The 22,968-nt window shown below is 31.1% G+C and carries 24 protein-coding genes; 2 read left to right on the forward strand and 22 right to left on the reverse strand.

What is annotated here, in order from left to right:
* Positions 1–76: 76 nt before the first annotated feature.
* Positions 77–1,309 (reverse strand): serine hydroxymethyltransferase, encoded by a 1,233-nt coding sequence (gene glyA / locus Q0V24_RS00170; protein ID WP_297517338.1) that lies wholly within the window; start codon positions 1,307–1,309, stop codon positions 77–79.
* Positions 1,310–1,575: 266 nt separating this feature from the next.
* Between glyA and Q0V24_RS00175 the strand changes: the two genes are divergently transcribed.
* Both Q0V24_RS00175 and Q0V24_RS00180 read left to right on the forward strand, forming a co-directional pair.
* Positions 1,576–2,346 (forward strand): threonine/serine exporter family protein, encoded by a 771-nt coding sequence (locus Q0V24_RS00175; protein ID WP_297517340.1) that lies wholly within the window; start codon positions 1,576–1,578, stop codon positions 2,344–2,346.
* A complete protein-coding gene (locus Q0V24_RS00180; protein ID WP_297517341.1) occupies positions 2,346–2,858 on the forward strand; it encodes a threonine/serine exporter family protein in 513 nt (170 codons plus the stop codon). Before Q0V24_RS00175 ends, Q0V24_RS00180 begins: the two co-directional genes overlap by 1 nt.
* Before the next feature lie 14 nt (positions 2,859–2,872).
* On the opposite strand, the gene Q0V24_RS00185 is transcribed toward Q0V24_RS00180, so the two are convergent.
* The 21 genes from Q0V24_RS00185 to Q0V24_RS00285 all read right to left on the reverse strand — a co-directional run bounded on the left by Q0V24_RS00185 (position 2,873) and on the right by Q0V24_RS00285 (position 22,880).
* Positions 2,873–3,154, reverse strand: coding sequence for a metal-sensitive transcriptional regulator (locus Q0V24_RS00185; protein WP_297517343.1), 282 nt, complete (start codon positions 3,152–3,154; stop codon positions 2,873–2,875).
* A gap of 31 nt (positions 3,155–3,185) precedes the next feature.
* Positions 3,186–3,458, reverse strand: coding sequence for a hypothetical protein (locus Q0V24_RS00190; RefSeq protein ID WP_297517344.1), 273 nt, complete (start codon positions 3,456–3,458; stop codon positions 3,186–3,188).
* A 250-nt stretch (positions 3,459–3,708) separates the two neighbouring features.
* Positions 3,709–5,508: an aspartate--tRNA ligase gene (gene aspS, locus Q0V24_RS00195; protein WP_297517346.1), complete on the reverse strand. Its 1,800-nt coding sequence runs from the start codon at positions 5,506–5,508 to the stop codon at positions 3,709–3,711.
* Between the two features lie 12 nt (positions 5,509–5,520).
* Positions 5,521–6,777, reverse strand: a complete 1,257-nt coding sequence (gene hisS, locus Q0V24_RS00200; protein WP_297517348.1) for a histidine--tRNA ligase — start codon at positions 6,775–6,777, stop codon at positions 5,521–5,523.
* A 22-nt stretch (positions 6,778–6,799) separates the two neighbouring features.
* A complete protein-coding gene (locus Q0V24_RS00205) occupies positions 6,800–8,281 on the reverse strand; it encodes a coproporphyrinogen III oxidase (protein ID WP_297517350.1) in 1,482 nt (493 codons plus the stop codon).
* Positions 8,271–8,891 carry an MBL fold metallo-hydrolase gene (locus tag Q0V24_RS00210; protein ID WP_297517351.1) on the reverse strand — a complete coding sequence of 207 codons (621 nt, stop codon included), beginning with the start codon at positions 8,889–8,891 and terminating at the stop codon, positions 8,271–8,273. The genes Q0V24_RS00205 and Q0V24_RS00210 overlap by 11 nt, the downstream gene beginning before the upstream one ends.
* 15 nt (positions 8,892–8,906) lie before the next feature.
* Positions 8,907–9,356, reverse strand: a complete 450-nt coding sequence (dtd, locus tag Q0V24_RS00215; RefSeq protein ID WP_297517352.1) for a D-aminoacyl-tRNA deacylase — start codon at positions 9,354–9,356, stop codon at positions 8,907–8,909.
* Positions 9,357–9,373: 17 nt separating this feature from the next.
* Positions 9,374–11,554, reverse strand: a complete 2,181-nt coding sequence (locus Q0V24_RS00220) for a bifunctional (p)ppGpp synthetase/guanosine-3',5'-bis(diphosphate) 3'-pyrophosphohydrolase (protein ID WP_297517879.1) — start codon at positions 11,552–11,554, stop codon at positions 9,374–9,376.
* A 109-nt stretch (positions 11,555–11,663) separates the two neighbouring features.
* Complete coding sequence (locus Q0V24_RS00225) at positions 11,664–12,182, reverse strand: adenine phosphoribosyltransferase (RefSeq protein ID WP_297517353.1); 519 nt, start codon at positions 12,180–12,182, stop codon at positions 11,664–11,666.
* Positions 12,183–12,210: 28 nt separating this feature from the next.
* A complete protein-coding gene (locus tag Q0V24_RS00230; protein WP_297517355.1) occupies positions 12,211–13,068 on the reverse strand; it encodes a DHH family phosphoesterase in 858 nt (285 codons plus the stop codon).
* A gap of 144 nt (positions 13,069–13,212) precedes the next feature.
* Positions 13,213–14,091, reverse strand: coding sequence for a protein translocase subunit SecF (gene secF / locus Q0V24_RS00235; protein WP_297517357.1), 879 nt, complete (start codon positions 14,089–14,091; stop codon positions 13,213–13,215).
* A complete protein-coding gene (gene secD, locus Q0V24_RS00240; protein WP_297517359.1) occupies positions 14,066–15,373 on the reverse strand; it encodes a protein translocase subunit SecD in 1,308 nt (435 codons plus the stop codon). Before secD ends, secF begins: the two co-directional genes overlap by 26 nt.
* Positions 15,374–15,461: 88 nt before the next feature.
* Positions 15,462–16,880 carry a thioether cross-link-forming SCIFF peptide maturase gene (gene scfB, locus Q0V24_RS00245; RefSeq protein WP_297517361.1) on the reverse strand — a complete coding sequence of 473 codons (1,419 nt, stop codon included), beginning with the start codon at positions 16,878–16,880 and terminating at the stop codon, positions 15,462–15,464.
* A gap of 80 nt (positions 16,881–16,960) precedes the next feature.
* Positions 16,961–17,110 (reverse strand): six-cysteine ranthipeptide SCIFF, encoded by a 150-nt coding sequence (gene scfA, locus Q0V24_RS00250; RefSeq protein ID WP_297517363.1) that lies wholly within the window; start codon positions 17,108–17,110, stop codon positions 16,961–16,963.
* Between the two features lie 83 nt (positions 17,111–17,193).
* The gene (gene yajC / locus Q0V24_RS00255) at positions 17,194–17,484 is read right to left on the reverse strand and encodes a preprotein translocase subunit YajC (protein WP_297517365.1); all 291 of its coding nucleotides are present in this window, start codon (positions 17,482–17,484) and stop codon (positions 17,194–17,196) included.
* Positions 17,485–17,528: 44 nt separating this feature from the next.
* The gene (gene tgt, locus Q0V24_RS00260) at positions 17,529–18,668 is read right to left on the reverse strand and encodes a tRNA guanosine(34) transglycosylase Tgt (RefSeq protein ID WP_297517367.1); all 1,140 of its coding nucleotides are present in this window, start codon (positions 18,666–18,668) and stop codon (positions 17,529–17,531) included.
* 112 nt (positions 18,669–18,780) lie between these two features.
* Positions 18,781–19,809 (reverse strand): tRNA preQ1(34) S-adenosylmethionine ribosyltransferase-isomerase QueA, encoded by a 1,029-nt coding sequence (gene queA / locus Q0V24_RS00265; RefSeq protein WP_297517370.1) that lies wholly within the window; start codon positions 19,807–19,809, stop codon positions 18,781–18,783.
* Positions 19,810–19,834: 25 nt separating this feature from the next.
* Positions 19,835–20,872, reverse strand: a complete 1,038-nt coding sequence (gene ruvB / locus Q0V24_RS00270) for a Holliday junction branch migration DNA helicase RuvB (protein WP_297517372.1) — start codon at positions 20,870–20,872, stop codon at positions 19,835–19,837.
* Between the two features lie 13 nt (positions 20,873–20,885).
* The gene (gene ruvA, locus Q0V24_RS00275) at positions 20,886–21,500 is read right to left on the reverse strand and encodes a Holliday junction branch migration protein RuvA (protein ID WP_297517374.1); all 615 of its coding nucleotides are present in this window, start codon (positions 21,498–21,500) and stop codon (positions 20,886–20,888) included.
* Positions 21,501–21,626: 126 nt separating this feature from the next.
* Entirely contained in the window at positions 21,627–22,226 is a 600-nt protein-coding gene (locus Q0V24_RS00280; protein ID WP_297517376.1) for a hypothetical protein, read from the reverse strand.
* Between the two features lie 66 nt (positions 22,227–22,292).
* A complete protein-coding gene (locus Q0V24_RS00285) occupies positions 22,293–22,880 on the reverse strand; it encodes a hypothetical protein (protein WP_297517378.1) in 588 nt (195 codons plus the stop codon).
* Positions 22,881–22,968 lie beyond the last annotated feature (88 nt).

The following is a 22,968-nucleotide window of genomic DNA, read 5'->3' on the forward strand; positions in this document are numbered from 1 at the left end:
TCCTACCACTAAGTCAATTCTCTTAAAAAAATTAATTATTAATCTGATGGGTCATATTTCTACTCCCCTCTATCAATTAATATAATGGATACTTATCGCATAAAGCTTTAACTCTAGCCCTAGCATTTTCTAAATCACCATTTCTATTTTCTATAGTTTCATTTATAATTCCAGCAACTTCTTTCATATCCTCTTCTTTGAATCCTCTAGTTGTTATCGCTGGTGTACCAATTCTAACTCCACTTGTTATAAATGGACTTCTAGTTTCATTTGGCACTGTATTTTTATTTAAAGTAACTCCCACAGTATCTAAAAGATTTTCAACCTCTTTACCAGTAACATCTTTATTAGTTAAATCTACAAGCATAAGATGATTATCTGTTCCACCAGAAACTATTTTAAATCCATAGCCTTCTAATGCACTAGCTAAAGCTTTAGCATTAACTACTACTTGCTTTTGATATTCTACAAACTCAGGTTGCAAAGCTTCCTTAAAACATACAGCTTTAGCAGCTATAGTATGCATAAGTGGACCACCTTGAATCCCTGGGAAAATATTTTTATCAACTGCCTTTGCATACTTTTCTTTACAAAGAATAAGTCCACCTCTTGGTCCTCTTAAAGTTTTATGAGTAGTAGAAGTTACAAAATCACAAAAAGGTACTGGTGATGGATGAACCCCTGCTGCTATAAGACCAGCAATATGAGCCATATCTACCATAAGGTAAGCTCCAACTTCATCAGCAATTTCTCTAAACTTTGCGAAATTTATAGTTCTTGAATATGCACTAGCACCAGCAACTATCATTTTAGGCTTATGCTTAACTGCAAGTTCTCTAACATTTTCATAATCAATCATTTCTGTCTCTGCATTTAATCCATATGATACAAAGTTATATAATCTTCCAGAGAAGTTAACACTTGAACCATGTGTTAAATGACCACCATCACTAAGACTCATACCAAGAACTGTATCTCCAAGCTCTAAAACACTTAAATAAACAGCCATATTAGCCTGTGACCCTGAATGTGGTTGAACATTTGCATGTTCTGCCCCAAATATTTCTTTAACTCTATCTCTAGCTAAATCCTCAACCTTATCAACAACATAACAGCCCCCATAGTATCTTTTTGATGGATACCCTTCTGCATATTTGTTAGTAAGATATGACCCCATAGCCTCCATAACAGCCTCACTTGCGAAATTTTCTGATGCTATAAGTTCTATACCATCTTGTTGTCTTTTTAACTCTTGCTCAACTATCTGAGCAACTTCTAAATCTACATTTTGTAAATTTTTAAAATCCATTTAATCACCCCAACTATATATTTTTATTATATTATAAGTATATTACTTAATTTTTTCAATCTTTATTAACCAGTCTGTATCTATATATTTTTTTTCATTTATGCTATTATATAATTAATTAGTATATAATGTATATTCTTTCTACATATTATATTCTTTTTCACTATTTAAAAGAGTATTTATGTTTTTTATTGTATAGATATAAAGTCAATTTTTAGGGAATTTTAAATGTTAATAATTAATAAAAAAACTGTGAGGTGCTTGAAATGAATGTAGACAAAATCTTGCATGTCTCTACTTACGCGGGGAAAATCCTTTTAGAGAGTGGAGCTGAAACTTATAGAATTGAGGAAACTATCGTTAGAATTTGTAAATCATTCGGCGTTGATTTTGCCGAAAGTTATGTTACTCCTACCGGTATAATGGTTTCTATATATGACCAAGAAAAAAATACTAAAACATTAGTTACCAGAGTAAAAAATAGAAGTAATAATCTTCAAAAAATTCATTTAGTAAATAATCTTTCAAGAGAGCTTGCAATAAATAGTTATACTGTATCTGAAGTTGACGAACTCTTAAAAGAAATTGATCATAGTAAGGTTTACTCAAATGGAGTAACACTTCTATCTTCTGGATTTGCAGCAGCCTTTCTTACTATTTTATTTGGTGGCAGACTACTTGATTGTATAGTTTGTTTTTTTATAGGTATTTGCATACGACTTATGGCTGTTGCAGCAGACAAACTTTTAATTAATAGCTTTTTTGTAAATGCTCTTGGCGGTGCACTTGCAGCAGGTTCTGCAATCTTTTTCTATAAAATCGGACTTGATATAAATATAAACCATGTTATAATCGGTTCTATAATGCTTCTAGTACCAGGACTTACAATTACTAATGCTATAAGAGATACTATTGCTGGCGACCTTTTATCAGGTCTTACAAGGGCAGCTGAAGCTGTATTTATAGCAATATCAATTGCAATTGGAACTGGTGCTGTTATGACTATATGGGTCAACCACTTAGGAGGTAGTTTTTAATGCAACAACTATTAATTGAAACACTAGCCTGTTTTCTTGCTACTTTCGCATTTTCTATAATATTTAATATTAGAGGAAAATTTCTTATTTGGGCCTCTATTGGTGGAGGTATCAGTTGGTTTTTCTACAAACTAATACTAAATGCAAGTGATAGTAATACACTATCAATGTTTGGTTCTGCAGTTATTTTTAGTTCTTATGCTGAAATACTTGCAAGAAAATTAAAAACACCGGTTACAACCCTTGTAGTTTGTGGGCTTATTCCGCTAGTTCCTGGTAGTGGCATGTATTATACAATGTCTAGTGCTGTTAACGGAAATATAACACAAACTTGGAGTCTTGCAATTGCTACTTTCGCATCTGCTGGAAGTCTTGCACTAGGTGTAGTCTTTACCTCAACAATAACAAGGATAATTTTAACCTTTAAAAACAAAACCTATAGAAAAGTTAAATCAATCTATAAACCTAAAATTAAACTTCAATTCAAAAAAAAAAGTAATGAGAATAAATAATTCTCATTACTTTTTTATTTAATAAAACTATTTAAAGTTTTTACAAGTTCTTGAAGACCTTCATAATTCTCATCTTCTTCTTTGATTCCCATACAATTTCTTGCATAATTCTCTACTATAAGCACCCCAACTTTATTTATAGCTGACCTTATAGCTGATACCTGAGTTAAAACATCTTTTTGACAGATATTTTTCTCCATCATTCCTTGTATACCTTTAACTTGACCTTCTATTCTTCTAAGTCTTACAAGTATTTCTTTTTTTGCAAGTTCTTCTTTATCTAATTCATTACTCAAATTCATACCTCACTTAATAACTAAATATTAACTATTTAATATTATTTTCTTCCTTAGCTCTTCTTCTATCTTTTTTACTCATTTTAGTTTTTATAACTACTGTAGATTTTCCTGGTGGTTGTATCCCTATTTTCTTATGCTTTTTCTTAACATAATTAGGTGTATATTTATCGTAGAATTCTCTTTTCCCCTCTTCTGTTTCTTGCATTTTTTTAGCTTTCTTTTCTAACATGTACATATAGACACAGAATGCACCTATCACTATTGATATACTCACCATTCCAAATCCTTCTGGTAAATTCATAATTAATCCCCCCATAAAATATGATAATAACCTATAATACCTATATTACCAATTATATCAAATTTCTGGAGATTAATTAACCAAAATTATATCATTTAACAAAAATATAAAATTTAATATTACATAATTTTTAAAAGGTAAAATTCCTACTCTACTATTAATATTATTAACTAAATAAACTTCTTTTATAAAAATAAAAGTTTATTTGCTTTTAAAAGGCTTAGAATCCTAAAATTCTAAGCCTTTTATATTATTCTTCTATTTTTTCTTCTTCTTTTTTAGTAAGCTCTATTCCAAGCTCTCCAAGTTGCTTTTCATCAACTATGTTTGGTGCTGATGTTAAGTAACAGAATGCATTTTGGTTTTTAGGGAATGTAATAACATCTTTGATGTTATCTGTTCCGGCAAGGAACATTATCATTCTATCTAATCCAAATGCTAATCCACAGTGTGGAGGTGGTCCAAACTTAAATGCTTCTAATAAGAACCCAAATCTTTCCCATGCTGATTCACTAGTAAATCCAAGAACTTCAAACATTTTTTCTTGAAGCTTAGTATCATGAATTCTGATTGAACCTCCACCAAGCTCTTCTCCGTTAAGTACAAGGTCATATGCCTGCGCTCTAACTTTTGAAGGGTCAGTATCAAGAAGATGTAAATCTTCAAGTAATGGCATTGTGAATGGGTGGTGAGCAGCTGTATATCTGCCTTCCTCTTCATTAAATTCAAGAAGATCAAACTCTGTTATCCATGTAAAGTTAAATGCACTCTTATCTTTAACAAGGTCATATTTTCTTGAAAGCTCAAGTCTAAGCTCTCCAAGAGATTTTAATACTACTGAATCTTTATCAGCAACTATTAATATGATATCTCCTGTTTCTGCTCCCATAGCTTCTACAACTGAATTCATTTGCTCTTCATTTAAGAATTTAGCTATTGGTGATTTGATTCCTTCTTCTTTTAATTGAATGTATGCAAGACCTTTTGCTTTGAATCCTTTAACAAATTCTCCAAGTCTATCTACATCTTTTCTACCCATTGTAGCTCCACCTTTAAGACAAAGTGCTCTAACACTTCCTCCCATTTCTAAAGCTCCTTTGAATACCATGAAATCAACATCCTTAACTGTTTCACTAAGGTCTGTTATCTCCATTCCAAATCTTACATCTGGCTTATCTGAACCATATTTGCTCATAGCATCGGCAAAAGTCATTCTCTTTATAGGCGTCGGAATATCTATTCCTTTAACAGTTTTAAATACATGCTTTATAAGCCCCTCATTTAAAGCCATTATTCCTTCTTGATCTTCAAATGACATTTCCATATCTACCTGTGTAAATTCTGGTTGTCTGTTTGCTCTTAAATCTTCATCTCTGAAACATTTAACTATTTGGAAGTACTTATCAAAACCTGACACCATTAATAATTGCTTAAATAATTGTGGTGATTGAGGTAATGCATAAAACATTCCTGGATAATTTCTTGATGGAACTAAGTAATCTCTAGCACCTTCTGGTGTTGACTTAGTTAGCATTGGTGTTTCAAGCTCTAAGAACCCATTATTATCAAGATAATCTCTGATAGCTTTAGTTGTTCTATGTCTAATTTTAAATATTTCTTGCATATCAGTTCTTCTTAAATCTAAGTATCTATACTTAAGTCTTAATTGTTCTGATGTTTCACTATTCTCTCTAATATCTATTGGAGATGGTTCTGACTCTGATAATATTTTTAAATCCTCAGCCATAAGTTCTACCATACCAGTTGGCATGTTAGGATTTACTGATTCTCTTTTAACTATCTCTCCTGTTACAGCAACACAGTACTCTGCTCTTGCCCCTTTAGCTTTTGCAAGTAATTCATCTGATAAAGTATCTCTAAATACAACTTGCATAACACCTTCTCTATCTCTAAGGTCCATAAATTGAAGACCTCCAAGATTTCTGTTTCTTTGAATCCATCCCATAAGGGTAACTTTTTGTCCAATGTGGCTTTCTCTTGCTTCACCACACATTATTGAACGTTTAAGTCCATTTAACGCTTCAGCCATTATAAAATCCTCCTACTTGTTGTTAAGTATTATATTAACTATTTCATCAATATTTGATAACTTTGTTTCAAATTTTTCGCCATCACTCATTCTTTTAACTGTAAGTGTGTCTTCTTCAATTTCTGAATCTCCAATAACTACTGAGAACTCTGCCCCAATTTTATTAGCATACTTCATTTGAGCTTTCATTTTCTTACCAAGATGATCTACCTCAACCTTTAAACCTTTTTTCCTAAGCTCATTAGCCATAAACATAGCTTTAAGTTTAGCTTCATCACTCATATTAGCTATGAATAAATCAAATCTATTAGGTTCTGGTATAACAACTCCATCTTTATCAAGTATCATTAATAGTCTTTCAAGACCTAATGCAAACCCAACTGCTGGAGTTTCAGGTCCATCAATTTGTTCTACAAGACCATCATATCTTCCACCACCACAGATAGTTAAACCATCTTTAATAACTTCAAATACTGTCTTTGTATAGTAGTCAAGTCCTCTAACTATTTGAGGATCTACTTTATATTCTATTCCCATAACATCTAAATATTTTTTAAGGTCTTCAAAGTGATCTGAACATTCCTCACAAATATGATCAAGTATTAAAGGAACATCTTTAACTATTGTTTTGCAACTTCTTTCTTTACAATCTATAATTCTCATTGGATTCTTTTCAAATCTTGTTTGACAAGTTTCACAAAGTTCTTCATAGTTTTTTTGTAAATACTCTCTTAAAGCATCATTATATGCTTTTCTACAAGTTGGACAACCTATACTATTTATATTAAGAGATAATCCCTTAGCACCAAATTCATTTAAAGAATTCATTACTAAAGCTATAAGTTCTGCATCAACAGTAGCCTCTTTTGATCCAAATACTTCGATTCCATATTGGTGGAATTGTCTGTATCTACCTGCTTGGGCTTTTTCATATCTAAAGCAAGGTGTGAAATAGAATAATTTTGTAGGTTGTGCATCACCAAACATACTATTTTCAATAAATGATCTAACAGTTGGTGCTGTACCCTCTGGCTTTAAAGTAATACTTCTATTGCCTTTATCTTCAAAAGTGTACATTTCCTTTTGAACTACATCTGTAGTTTCTCCTACGCCTCTTTTAAAAAGCTCAGTTGCTTCAAAAATAGGTGTTCTAATTTCTCTAATACCATACTTTGCTGATACTACTCTTAATTTATCTTCAATAAACTGCCACTTATATGCATCTTGTGGTAGCATATCTTTTGTACCTCTTTGTACTTGTATAGCCATGTAAGATTCCTCCTATTTAATTTTATTTATATAAAGTATCTAGAAGAGCTAATTTTCCTTCTATCATTTCATCGGCTCTATTAATATACTCTCTAACATTTTTTAAGTTTGCAAATCTTTCTATTCTTCCTTTACCCTCACTTAGGTAAACTACTTTAGAAACAGCATCTGCACCTATTGCTATAATAGTTTGCGTATCTTCTATCATTTGAATATTGTAGTAACACTCTAAATTATCTCTTGAGTATCCTACATTCTCCATATTTCCAACCATATTCTTTTGTCTATACATGTAATATGGTTCCATACCTAAATCTTTTGCAAATTGTGCACTAGCATCAAACATCTCATTTAATTCATGTTGATCTGCTATCTTAACATTCTCTTTTAAAACTAGATTTTCATATAACTTAGATGCTCTTTTTATTGACAAACCGTGTACTGTTAAACTTTCTGGATTAAGCTCTTTTAAAGCTCTAACTGTATGTTTAACCTCTTCCATACTCTCATCTGGAAGTCCTATGATTATATCCATATTTATATTATTAAATTCTAGCTTTCTAGCTAAATTAAACTTATCAATAACATCTTGTGATAAATGACCTCTACCAATAGATTTTAAAGTCTTATCATTCATACTCTGAGGATTTATAGAAATTCTAGTAACCTCATATTTTTTCATAGTTATAAGTTTCTCTTCTGTAATAGAATCTGGTCTACCACTCTCAACAGTAAACTCAATAAGATTTTTATCTTTAACAAAACTATTATATATGTCATTCATCAGACTTTCAAACTGCTCATTGTCTACTGAAGTTGGTGTACCTCCCCCAAAATAGACATTATCAACTATAAGACCTTTTTCTGCCACATACCTCTTAATAGCCTTAATTTCTTTTTTAATAGCCTCTATATATTCTACAATCTCTGGTTTATTCTTTTTATTCACAGGATTAGCTGTAAATGAACAGTATAAACATCTTGTAGGACAGTAAGCCATTCCAATATAAATAGCTATAGTCTTATCATTTTTATTTATATATGATAATTCTCTTTTAGCAATATGTATACAAAGTTCTGCCTTCTCTTTTTTAGCAAGATAAACTTCTTCAAAATGTTCTATAATCTCTGCATCTGAATGACCTTTAACCATCATTTCTGAAGCTATTTTACTTGGTCTAATTCCAACTAAAGTTCCATAAGGATATTCTTTATCTAATACTTTTGATAAAAACTTAAAGATACTTCTCTTTATTTCTTGAACTATATTATCTGATCTAAGTTCAAAAGTTTCTTCTTTATCAAAATTACTTATTCTAAACTTATTATTGAAATTCTCAGAAGATAATTTCTTATCTTCTGTAATTTCTCCTATTTCAACTTCATAGTTAAAATCTCTATTTTTTTCATTTACTTTTATATCATCAAAAGTATAGAATATATTAAATATCTGATATATATGATATCTATACTTTTCATCATTCATCTTAATGTTAATAAACATATTCATCTCCTAGTATATACGGGTTATTATTTCTTTCATAACCTATAGTAGTCTCTGGCCCATGACCTGGGAAAGCTCTTATAGAATCCCCTAAAGGTAGTACCTTATTTTTTATTGAAGAAATTAAAGTATTAAAATCTCCACCTGTAAAATCAGTTCTCCCTATTGAACCATTAAATAAAGTATCACCAGTAACTAAAATATCTTCACAAAGGAAGCATACTCCCCCTGGAGTGTGACCTGGTGTTGTTATAACTTTTATTTCTTTACCATTTCCAAATGTAATTTTATCACCATCATTTAAGTAATTATCAGCTTTTACTATATTCATAAATAACTGATTATCTACTTTTTGCATTTCTTCATCTGTTTTATTGATATAAAAAGGTATATTATATTTACTTCTAACTGCCTCTACTGAACCTACATGGTCAAAATGTCCATGAGTTAACAATATCATAACTGGCTTAATATTAAGTCTTTCAACAACAGCAAAAATTAAATTTTCCTGTGCACCTGGATCAAATATAACTGCCTCATTCGTAGTCTCATCAATTAAAAAATAACAATTTTCTTGATATGCACCAACCGGTACGCTTTTTAATATCACTAAAATCAACCCCTTTTAGAATATTTTTTTACTTTCAAGTAAAAGTGTAACTGGACCATCATTTTCAATAGAAACATTCATATGAGCTCCAAACACCCCTGTCTCAACTTTTATGTCTTCCTCTTTACACATAGCTACAAAAATTTCATAAAGCTTCTTTGCTTCCTCTCCACCTTGTGCTGCCATAAAGTTTGGTCTTCTACCTTTTCTACAATCACCATAAAGTGTAAATTGTGAGATTAAAAGAAGTTCTCCACCTACATCTTTTAAAGATAAATTTAATTTATCATTTTCATCTTCAAAAACTCTAAGATTTATAACTTTGTCTTTTATATATTTAAGGTCCTCTAAGGTATCCTCTCTACCTATTCCAAGAAGTACATTAAAGCCCTTACCTATTTCGCCTATAACATTTTCATCAACCATTACCTTAGACGATGTTACCCTTTGTACTATAGCTCTCACAAAATCACTTCCTAAAATTAATTTTTCACTCTATACACATCTTTAGTTCCTTTAATTTTTCTTAATTTTTTCATAAGATCACGAAGCTTATCAACAGAATCAACTTTTACTTTTACATTTACATGAGTAAAGTTACTTTTTGTAGTTTTCGCATTTAATGATGTAATATTTACTTTCAAATCAGAAATAACCATCATAACTTCTGATAAATACCCTGAAGTATCCTCTGCTTTTATTTCAAGTTCTGCTTCATAGCACTCACCACTCGAACGATTCCAAATAACATCTATAACTTTTTCATTTCTGATTTCTATTATATGTTTAAAATTACTACAATCTGCTCTATGAACTGAAATGCCTCGTCCCTTAGTTACATAACCAACAATTTCATCACCAGGAACAGGGTTACAGCACTTTGCAAACCTAATCATCAAATTACTAAGTCCTTTTACCGAAACTCCTGAAGTATTCGGACATCCTTTAAGTTGTTTTAACTTTTCAGCTTTTGCCATTTGCTCTTCAATTTCTAATTGAGCTTTATCAAGAGTAGTAACTTCAACTACTTCACCTTTTAACTTTGAAATAACTGTATTAGCTGATAAAATACCAGCTCCTATTCCTGCAAATATATCTTCAATTACATTAAAGTTATATTTTTTCATAAGCTTATCGTATCTCTCACCTTTTGCAATATCCATAAAGTTAATGCTTTGTTTCTTACTTTCCTTCTCTATATGCTCTTTACCTTTTTCAATATTCTCTTCTTTTCTAATTCTTTTAAACCATTGCTTAATTTTTGACCTTGCCTGATTGCTCTTTGCAAAATTAAGCCATGACATATTAGGACCCTTAGCTGCAGTTGCTGTTAATACTTCTACAATTTGCCCAGTTTTTAAATTATAATCTAAAGTAACCATTTTCCCATTTACCTTAGCACCAATACATCTATTTCCTACATCAGTATGTATTCTATATGCAAAATCTATTGGAGTTGCACCTGCTGGAAGGTTTAAAACAACACCTTTAGGTGTAAATATGAAAATTTCATCTGAAAATAAATCAAGCTTAAATCCTTCCATAAATTCTTCAGCATCTGATGTTTCATCTTGCCATTCTAAAATTTCTTGAAGCCAACCTAGTTTATTCTCAAAACTAGGCTCTTTAACATTTTCGCCTTGTTTATACTTCCAGTGTGCTGCTATACCATATTCAGCTGTTCTGTGCATATCAAATGTTCTTATTTGTATTTCAAAAGTTCTACCAGCCTCACCTATAACAGTCGTATGAAGTGACTGATACATATTAGGTTTTGGCATTGCTATGTAATCTTTAAATCTTCCTGGTATTGGTTTGTATATAGTGTGGACTATTCCTAATACTGCATAACAATCTTTAACACTATTAACTAAAATCCTTATAGCAGTCAAATCAAATATTTGATCTAAACTTTTATTTTTACTAACCATCTTTTTATAAATACTATAAAAATGTTTTGGTCTGCCCTCTATATCACATAAAAGATTTGATTGTTTCAAATTATCATCTATATCTGATACAATCTTTTCTATATTATGCTCTCTCTCAATTCTCTTTTCTGCTATATCCTTAACAAGTGAATAATACTCTTTTGGCTGTATGTATCTAAGACATAAGTCCTCAAGTTCCCACTTAATTTTTGACATACCAAGTCTATGTGCAAGTGGTGCATAAATATCTAAGGTTTCTTGTGCCTTAGCTTTTTGTTTTTCCAGTGTCATATGCTTTAGTGTTCTCATATTGTGAAGTCTATCAGCAAGCTTTACTATAATAACCCTTATATCTCTTGCCATTGCTAAAAGCATTTTTCTAACATTATCTGCTTGTTGTTCTTGTTTACTTTTATATTGGATTTGTCCAAGCTTAGTTACCCCATCAACTAAGTTAGCTATCTCCTCACCAAATGCTTCTTTTATATCCTCGTAAGTAAACTCTGTATCTTCAATTACATCATGCAAAAGCCCTGCTACTATTGTACTAGTATCCATACCCATATCAGCAAGTATCATAGCTACATTAATTGGGTGCATTACATATGGTTCACCTGATTCTCTTTTTTGCTCTATATGTGCAGTAACTGCAAGGTCATATGCTTTTTTTATTAATTCTATATCAGCACCTTTACTGCCTTTTTCAACTCTTATGATTAATTCTTTTAGCATTGACATCGCTTCCTCTCACCTACAATTTCGATAAAACAAAAGCTGGTTAGTTAAAACCAGCCCTTTACTATCTTTAATTATATTATATTTCACTTGCTATTTCAATGATTTAAAATTCGTAGCTTACTACTGCATCTATATCTTGACCTTTAAGCTTGTCTCTTCCATTAAGACCTGTAAGTTCAATTGTAAATGACATTCCTACAACTACCCCACCAAGACTTTCAACAAGTTTTGCTACGGCACTAATAGTACCACCCGTTGCAAGTAAATCATCAACTATGGCAACTCTTGTTCCTGGTTTAATAATATCTTTGTGAATTTGTAGTGTATCAGTACCATATTCTAAATCATAGTCTATGCTAACTGTTTCACCTGGAAGTTTCCCTGGCTTTCTAATCGGTACAAATCCAGCACCTATAGCGTATGCTACCGGAACTCCAAATATAAACCCTCTAGCCTCTGGTCCTACAACTACATCAATATTTTTATCTTTAAAGAACTCTGCCATTCTATCTACTGAAGCTTTTAAAGCATCCTTATCAGCAATTAATGTTGTTATATCTTTAAAACTAATTCCTTCTTTTGGGAAGTTTTCTATTACTCTTATTTTTTCTTTGAAATCCATAGTGATTCCCCCTTGATTTTTTTTGTATTTATAATCTAAATTTTTCATTGTGTAAATATTTAGTTATCTGCTCAGCTCTATCTTTATCATCAGTAGTTAAAAGCTCAACTATTATCTTTGCATTGTCTTTTTCTGAAATAGCTCTATTTCTTGGTGTCAGGGTACTTATTATTTTCTCTATATTTTCCCCATTAAGCTCTTTTATATTGTGGAATTTTTTTATAGCTATTAATCCAACGTTATTCGTCCTATCTAAGTAAGATACACCTTCTTTTAATATTATTCGGTTCTCACCTACATATCCAATTTGCTTTGTAAGACCCCCAATTAATATTAAATCAAGGTACCTATTAATACTTTTCATATTATAATAAATAGCAATTGCTTGCATTAATTTAAAAACAACGCCGCTCTGACTAATATCTTTATATCTATAAAGACTTTTCTCTTCGCTTGGATTTATATATATAGAATTATAAAAAGATTTTTTCTTTTTATTTTCAGTTACTATAAGGTCTATATTTCTTTCTTTACAAAGTTCTTCAACTTTTTCATTTTCCAAACCTGAACCTACTGTTATTAAAAGTTTTGCACCTAAAAATGCAATATCATTTTTAAGTGATTCTTCTTTTAAATCATAATTATTGTCCTCAGTTATATCTGCTATGCAATATTCAACATCTGCATTAAGATATTTGAGAACAAGAAGAAAAGCTGATATGCCTGAGATGCAATCAACATCATAACCACCATAAACTAATATCTTTTCTCTATTATTTATAGCTGCCACTAATCTTTCAATAGCTTTATTCATATTTTTAACATTAAAAGGGTTGTAGCCCGATATATAATTTGGTGAATAGATACTTTCCCAAAGCTTATGCATAATTTAACTCCTCCATATTTTTTAAAAGAAAACACGTTCTATTATAATTTAAAATGCCTTATTTGACAAATATTTTTGACTAAATAGCAAAAAAACAGGGTAAAAAGCTTATTCAAGCCTTTTACCCTGCCAATTTATAGTAAATTAGATTGTTTTTTTCTCTTTTTTTCCTGTAGATTGCTTTCTATTTTTAAGCATACACCAAATTGGGCTTGCTATAAAAATTGAAGAATATGCTCCAGAAGCAATACCAATTATTAATGGTAAGGCAAAATCTCTAACTGTTGGAACAAAGAAATAAACTGCAACTATACTTACAAGAGTTGTAAGAGTTGTATTTATAGATCTTGTCATAGTTTGAGTAACACTTTTGTTTGCGATATCTTCTGAAGAAGATGATCTCATTTTTTTAACATTTCCTCTTATTCTATCAAATATAACAATTGTATCATTAAGTGAATAACCTACTATTGTTAATATCGCTGCTATAAAAGGTGTATTAACTGGTAATTGCAGGATAGCATATACACTGACCGTCATAAGTATATCATGCAGAAGTGCTGCTATTGCTGCTATTCCATAATTAGTTTCAAATCTAAATATTACATATACAAGCACTGCTAGTATTGCTACTACAAGAGCTATTATTGAATCCCTTGTAAGTTGTTTACCAACTGATGCTCCTATTTGATTTTCTGAAACTAATGCATTATCTTTTAATTTGAAATCTGTAGTTAATCCACTGACCATTTCTTTTACCTTTGCAGTATCAAGCTTATTAGACTTAATTTCAAGTTGAGTAGAATTAACAGTGTTTGTTATTGCATCTGGTGCGTACTGATGAACTATTTTATCAGCTGTTGCTTTATTAAAATCTTGATTCATCTGAACTACCACTTGAGTTCCACCTCTGAAATCTATTCCAAAGTTTAGACCTTTAAAAACCATAAACCCTATCCCTACTATTATAAGTAAGAAAGAAATACTAAACCAGATCTTACTTTTCTGTACTATTTTCAGCATTTGGTTTACCTCCTTCTACTTTTACTCCAAACATTCTAGGACTTTTTAATATGCCCATATCAAATAATATGTTCATAAAGAACTTAGTAACAAAGATAGCAGTAAACATACTAATGATTATACCAATCATCAGTGTAAGCGCAAATCCTTTAACTGGACCTGTACCTAGGAAGTATAATACAAGCGCTGCTATTATTGTTGTTGTATTAGAGTCTAATATTGATGACATAGCATTTTTAAAACCACCTTTGATAGATGCTTTAACACTTCTACCAAGTTTAAGTTCCTCTTTTGTTCTTTCAAATATAAGTACGTTAGCATCAACTGCCATACCTATAGTTAGTAAGAATCCTGCTATACCAGGGAGTGTTAATGTTACTTTCATTCCCACATAAGCGAACAGCACTAGTAATATGTAAACACTAAGTGCTAAACTAGCTGCAATTCCTGGTCCTCTGTAGTAAAGTATCATGAATAAGAATATGATTATAACTCCTACCACTCCAGCTTTAATTGCATCTGGAAGTGCTGAAGCACCAAGTTGCGCTCCTGTTGTTTGAACAGAAACTTCTTTAATCGGAACTGGTAGTGCCCCTGCATTAATTATTCCTGCTTGTCTTTGAGCTTCTGCCATTGATTGACTACCTGTGATAGTAGCTTCACCATTAGTTATAGCTGACTGAACTGTTGGATTTGTTAATTCAGTTCCATCCATAGTTATTTTTATTTGCTGACCTACATATTTTGTTGTAGCATCTGCAAATAATTTTTTCCCAGTTTCATTAAACTGAAGTCCTATTGTTGGTTGCCCTGTTTGACTATCCATATAAGCTGTAGCTTTTTCTACATCTTTACCAGTCAATATAACACTTCCGTCTGGTGCTAAGAAATCTAGTGTACCTGTTTGAGTTAATGATTTAACAATATTATTAGAATCATACTTACCAGGTATATTAATTCTAATTTGGTTATCACCTTCAGTTGTAACAACTGTTTCTGCAACCCCTACTTTATTAACTCTTAGTGCAAGTAAATCCTTAACCCTGTGTAGCATATCTGGAGTGACATTTTCCTCTTGAATTTGCATAAGCACAGAAACTCCACCTTGCAAGTCTAACCCTTTAGTTATGACTTGGTCAAAAGACTTAACTTGGTATCCACCAACATTAAATCCTTTAAACCCTGCAAATGCGAAGAATCCTATAAAAACAAGTGAAACTAAAAAAAGAATTATACTACTAAATCTTCCCGTTTTTGACTTTTTAGTCTTCTTAGTTCTCATGGTCTTCCCCCTCTGTAAATCTCTTTCTAAAAAGAATTATACCCTTTTTCACTTTCCATAGCAATAATTTGTAAAATTCTAGTTATTACTATTTTGTAAGCGCTTTTTTATCTTTTAAGCTTTGAACATATTCTGTACAATCTTGATCAGTTCTAGCCTTTAAAGCTATAGAGCATTCTATTCTTTTCTTTTGCATTAAACAACCTGTTTCGTATGGATCTAAAATATCTCCATTGAATGCATAATTATTTGCTTGACATCCACCACTACAGTAGAATCTAGCCCAACATTTTTTACACTTTGGTTTGTTATAGATATGAGCAACTTTGAGTTCATTACTTTTCTCTTTCTCCACAATCCCTGTATCTAATGTTCCTAAAATATACTCAGGTTTACCAACAAATTGATGACATGGATAAATTTCTTCATCTGGTGTGATAGCAATATATTCATGTCCTGCTCCACATCCTGAGATTCTCTTATACACACATGGTCCACCATTTAAATCTATATTGAAATGGTAGAACTTAAATGGATTATCCATTTCCATTCTTCTTCTTAAGATTTCTGTATATAACTTATCATATTGCGTAAAGATTTGTGGTAAATCCTCTTTTCTTAATGATAATGGATGTTCATCTGGTAAAACAACTGGTTCAACTGAAACTTCATCAAATCCTTCACCTACAAGGTGCATTACATCTTCATAGAAATCAGTATTATTTCTTGTGAAAGTTCCTCTTGCATAGTAAAGTTTATCATCATCTCTTTTTGCAACCATCGCTTTTATGTTTGGTAATATTCTTTTATAACTTCCTGACCCATCAATTCTAATTCTAACCTTATCATTTACTTCTGGTCTTCCATCTATTGATAAGATTATATTTCCCATATGCTTGTTTAAGTATTCCATTTTCTCTTCATTTAGAAGTGTCGCATTTGTAGTCATTGTAAATCTGATGTTTTTCTTATGCTTTGGACCCACTTCATGACCATACTCAACTATTTTTTGTATTGTAGGATATACCATCATTGGCTCCCCACCAAATAAGTCTACCTCAATATTTCTTCTAGTTCCTGAGTTTGCAATAATAAAATCAATTGCTTTTTTAGCAACTTCAAATGACATTGACTTTCTGCACCCTTGGTTGTACTCTCCCTCATCTGCAAAACAATACGTACATCTTAAGTTACAATCATGAACTATATTTAAACAAACTGCTTTAAAGAATGATTCTGAATCATCTGTCATAGCTATTTCTTCATATAAGTCCTCTGAGTATAAGTCCCCATCTTTAACTAGGTACTCAAGCTCCTCGTAAACTTCTTTCATATCTTCTTCTTTATATTTGTTTCCTAATTTCTTAAGAATTTCATCAAAACTTACTAGTTTATCGTTATCTATTATCATATCATAAACTAACTCGTCCACTTCGTGTATGCTTCCTGAGTTAACGTCTATGACATAATAATAATCCTCTTGTTTAAATTTATGAACTAATGACATCTTTTTCTCCTCCTATAAATCACAACTAGAATTGTGGCAGCAATCCCAAATGGATTACTGCCACCCTTCTTTAAATATAATTAGTTATTCTCAATGTATTCACAAGGTAAGTTAGCAACTGTTGCTGATGTCTTACAAGCTGATTGACATGAGTTTGCACACTCTTTACATCCAGGTCTTTGTAAGCTATTCTTTAAGTTTGACTTATTTATTGTCTTTATATGTTTCATTATCCAGTTCCTCCATTCATAAACAATTCAGAAACAATTTTACCATATTTCTGACTTTATTTAAAGATTTTTTATAAATAATTTTATATTACCTCTTTATTATCTGATTTGCTATCTAATTTAGAGTTTATTCCATCCTTAGATATTCTAATTCTTGTTCCTTCAGAATCAATAACTACCTCATCTCCATTGATTTTAACTACTTTACCAATAATTCCACCTTTAGTTAAAATTTTATCGTGTGTTCTTAATTCATCAATCATTTTTAAACGATTCTTTTGTTTCTTTCTTTCTGGAACAATCATCATTGCCCAAGTAATTATAAAGATTAAAATAATCGGCGCAAATAGAAACAATAATTGAGTCATATGCATAATTAATCACTCCTAGCATCTTATGTTTATTTGTGCTGGTTATATTACTTTGTTACGCCCCAGTCTTTAAGTTTTTTAGCTTTATACTCTGCGTAGCATCCTTTATCTATAGCATCTCTGATTTCTTCCATCATTTTATTATAGAAATATAAATTATGAATAACTGCAAGTCTCATTGCAAGCATTTCTTTTGCTTTAAATAAATGCCTTATATAAGCTCTTGAATAGTTTTTACAAGCTGGACATTCACAATTTTCATCAATAGGTCTTGGATCAAGCTCATATTGCTTAGTCATTATTTTAAGAGGTCCATTATCTGTAAATACTTGCCCATGTCTTCCATTTCTTGCCGGAAGAACACAATCAAAGAAATCTACTCCTCTTTCAACTGATTCTAATATGTTAGCTGGTGTACCAACTCCCATAAGGTAGATTGGTTTATCTTCTGGAAGATGTGGAACCACTGCATCAATAATTCTATACATCTCCTCATGACTTTCTCCAACTGCAAGACCACCTATAGCATATCCATCTAAATCAAGCTTAGATATCTCTTTAGCGTGTTCTATTCTTATATCTTCATATGTTCCACCTTGGTTTATACCAAATAGCATCTGATGTTTATTTATTGTAGTATCTAGCTCATTTAATCTATTCACTTCTACTTTACATCTTTTAAGCCATCTTGTAGTTCTTGCTACTGAATTTTTTACATACTCTCTTGTAGATGGTATTTCTACACATTCATCAAAAGCCATAGCTATTGTTGAGGCAAGATTACTTTGTATTTGCATACTTTCTTCTGGTCCCATGAATATCTTTCGCCCATCTAAATGTGATCTAAAATGAACACCTTCTTCTTTAATCTTTCTAAGTTCTGAAAGTGAGAATACTTGGAATCCACCTGAATCTGTAAGAATTGGTCTGTCCCAATTCATAAATTTATGTATACCACCTAATTTTTTCACAACATCATCAGTTGGTCTTAAATGTAAGTGATAAGTATTTGATAACTCCACCTGACAATTTATATCTTTTAAATCCTGTGCTGAAACTGCCCCTTTAATAGCTGCAAGTGTTCCAACATTCATAAAAACTGGAGTTTGAATAGTTCCATGAACTGTTCTAAATTCACCTCTTCTGGCCTTACCATCTTTCTTAAGTAATGTATAATTTTCTGACACGGTCTTTCACATCCTCATTATAAATATAATCAAACCCTATATTATAGGATAATTTAACTTTTTAATCTTACATCATTCTTTATCTACTAATCTAGTCATATATGTTTACAAATTAATCATCTATAAACATAGAATCTCCAAATGAGAAAAATCTGTATTTCTCTTCAACAGCAGTTTTATAAGCTCCCATTACAAGATCCTTATCAGAAAGTGCTGATACAAGCATTATAAGTGTTGATTCTGGAAGGTGGAAGTTTGTTATAAGATTATCTACAATCTTAAACTTATATCCTGGATAGATAAATATTGAAGTCCATCCACTTGCTTCTTTAACCATTCCATTTTCATCACCAATAGTTTCTAAAGTTCTTGTTGAAGTTGTTCCAACAGAAACTATTCTTCCACCATTTGCTTTTGTATCATTTATAAGTTTTGCATTTTCTGCATCTAAATGATAATACTCTGAATGCATTATATGATCATTAATATCTTCAACTTTAACAGGTCTAAATGTTCCAAGACCTACGTGTAAAGTTACATAAGCAATATTAACACCTTTAGCCTTAATCTCATCTAAAAGTTCTTTTGTAAAATGAAGCCCCGCTGTCGGTGCTGCTGCTGAACCTTTTTCTTTAGAATAAACTGTTTGATATCTTTCTTTATCCTCTAATTTTTCATGAATATATGGAGGAAGTGGCATTTGTCCTAGTTCATCTAAAACTTGCTCAAATATTCCATCATACTTAAATTCTATAATTCTACTTCCTTCTTCCCCAATTCCAACTACCTGTGCCTTAAGTTGTCCCTCACCAAACTCAATGATAGAACCTACCTTAGCTTTTTTACCTGGTTTTGCAAGTGCTTCCCATTTGTCTCCCTCTATTCTTTTTAATAAAAGAAACTCCATTTTAGCTCCTGTTTCAGCTTTTTGACCAATAAGTCTAGCTGGAAGAACTCTAGTATTATTTAAAACTATAGTATCTCCTTTTTTAAGATAGTTTACTATCTCATTAAAATGTTTGTGCTCTATTTCCTTTGTATCTCTATGAATAACCATAAGCTTTGATGCATCTCTTTTTTCAAGAGGACACTGTGCTATAAGTTCTTCTGGTAAATCAAAATAAAAATCATTAACCTTCATCTTTACTACACCTCTTTATCTATAATTAAAACAACGTACATTGTGCATCGTTTGCTACTCTTTTGCTTTTACTAATATCTCTTTCAAGATGATTATAAGCTTTTTCTGTTGCCATTCTTCCTCTTGGAGTTCTAACTATGAATCCCTTTTGAAGAAGATATGGTTCATATACATCTTCTATTGTATCAAGTTCTTCACCCACAAAATAAGCAAGTGTTTCTACCCCAACAGGGCCACCCTTAAAATTATCAATTATAGCAGTTAAAATATTATTATCAACTCTATCAAAACCTTCTTTATCAACATCTAGAAGTTCTAGTGCTTTTATAGCTGCTTTTTCATCTATCATTTTTTCACATTTTACTTCTGCATAATCTCTAACTCTTTTTAAAAGTCTATTTGCTATTCTTGGTGTACCCCTTGATCTTCTTGCAACCTCAAGTGCTCCTGCTCTTGTAATATCACAACCTAGTATATATGCACTTCTAATAATTATCTCGCATAATTGGTCTATTGTATAATATTCCATAGAACATAAAACTCCAAATCTATCTCTTAGCGGCGCACTAAGCATTCCTATTCTTGTAGTAGCACCTATTAAAGTAAATTTAGGGAGGTCAAGTCTTATTGACTTACTTGCTGCACCTTTACCTATTATGATATCTAAAACATAATCCTCCATAGCAGGATATAATATCTCTTCTACACTTCTATTAAGCCTATGAATTTCATCTATAAATAAAACATCATTAGTATTTAATGTAGTTAAAATGGCTGCAAGGTCACCTGCTCTTTCTATTGCAGGCCCTGATGTAATTTTTAAATTACCACCCATCTCATTTGCAATAATACTAGCAAGCGTAGTTTTTCCAAGACCTGGAGGACCATATAAAATAACATGATCTAGTGCTTCTTCTCTTCTTTTAGCAGCTTCAACAAATATGTTAAGTCTTTCCTTAACCTTATCCTGACCTATATATTCATTTATCTTCTCTGGTCTAAGACTATATTCATTATTAACATCTGCACCCATCTCTCTAGAACTTATTATTCTATCTTCCAATCTTTATCGCCCCTTAACTCATTAAAAGCCTTAAGCTTTCTTTAATAATATTTTCTATAGTCTGCGTAACATCAACTTTTTCTAGAACCTTTTTAGCCTCTTTATCTGTATATCCAAGAGCCATTAAAGCTTCCATTGCCTCTTCTTGTCTTGCTTCATTACCAGCAATAGCTTCAAGCATTGAAATATCCATACCTTCTGTATCTGCTGATATTGTTTTATCTTCTTTTTTAAGTTTATCTGTAAGCTCTAAAATAATTCTTTGAGCTGTCTTTTTTCCAATCCCTGGTGCTCTTGTAATATGTTTTTCATCACCAACAATTATTGCATATTTTAAATTTAAAACTGTACTAATTGATAATAATGATAATGCTGCTTTAGCCCCTACTCCATTTATAGAAAGTAATAAGTTAAACATGCTAAGTTCTTCCTTTGTCATAAACCCATAAAGACCTATGAAATCTTGTCTTACTATTTGCTCTATATAAAGTTTTACTTCATCTGAAACTTTTGGCATATTTGCAATAGTATTACCTGATGTAAAAACCTTATATCCAATTCCACCATTTTCTAAAATAATATAATCTTTATTAAGTCCTTTAAACTCACCTTTTATATATTCATACATTCTAATTCACTCCTAAAATTCAAGGTCTACATAATACTTTAACACGAACAAAGGATATTATCAATAATACAAAAAAAAGAGGTAAGTATAGTCATTTAGACCTTTATACTCACCACTTAAAAGACTTTAACCTTTATATGAATCTAATACTTCTTCACATTCTGCCCTTGTATCAAACACTCTTGCAAAACCTTTAATTCTTTCTACATCTGGTTCTGGAAAGTTATCAGTTTTTACAAAACTAATATCCGCTTCCTTTTCTATAAATGCTTTACCATTTTCATCTGTTTTATATATTGCAATATATCCATCTTTATCTCCAATATAATATTTATTTGGAGTAAGTCCCGAACCTATTGCCTTTGAGAATGAAAGACTATTTTCACCCTTTTTACTTTTCTCATATCCTCTTGAAGTTAATATCTTTATAAGTTCCTCTTCTTCAATAATTTCAACTTTTAAAGCTTTTTTAAGTTCTAATATTGTAATCTTACGATAAACTTCATCCTCGCCTTTTTCATTCTCCCTAGTGAACATTACAAGAATATCATCCTTTAATCCGGCAGCTTCTTCTTTTATAACTTCAACTTCTTTACTTGCACTCTCAACTTTATTTAAGTTATAGTAATATGACCCTAAATAAAACATTGTAAATACTAAAATTGCTAAAACAACCGCTATTATTGGTTTGTATTTTTCATATTTTGATTTATTGCTAAAATCCATCTAATCACCTCTTACAGTGATTATTGACATCTCATTATAACTTTATACATTTATTTAAGCATTTAATTATTTGCTATAGCAACATTCTACTATTACAAGTAGTTTCTCTTGGTCTATTTTCTTTAACATTCTTTTATAATGTATATAGAACCACTCATCTCTATCTTCTGACTCTTCTACACTCATCCACTTCCCATTATTTATAATTGCATAAGTTGCAAATTTTTCTCGTCTCTCTGGAATTATAATATCTTCTATCTTTGCATAATCAACCGCTTTTTTCTTTCTAATTGAACCTTTGACTTTTAACATTCCAGAAAATCTTCCACCAATTGTGAAACACATCATTTTCCCATTTTTATTTGTGTAATATCCAATATCACTATTATCTTCATTGTAATAATAACCATATTTAACATCTGCAAATCTTTCTATATCAAAATTGAATTTTTCTTTTTCTATAAGAGTAAGTGTTTCCCATTCTTGCTCTACCTCCTCGCTAAAATTATTAAACTTTAAATGTTTTTTTTCATCTTTATTTCTTTCATAGTATTCTTTTGGATAATATCCTATAAATTCATTATGAAACGGATATATCAAATCATTAACTTCATCTAAGCTATTACAAACTACCCCAAGACTAAAATACGCCATACTATCTCCCCCAAGTAATAAATTCTATAAATAATTATACAATTTACATTATTTGGTAATCAAGTGCATATACGCTATTTTACTAAGT

This window comes from uncultured Clostridium sp. (assembly GCF_947039605.1).
Classification (GTDB): Bacteria; Bacillota; Clostridia; order Clostridiales; family Clostridiaceae; genus Sarcina.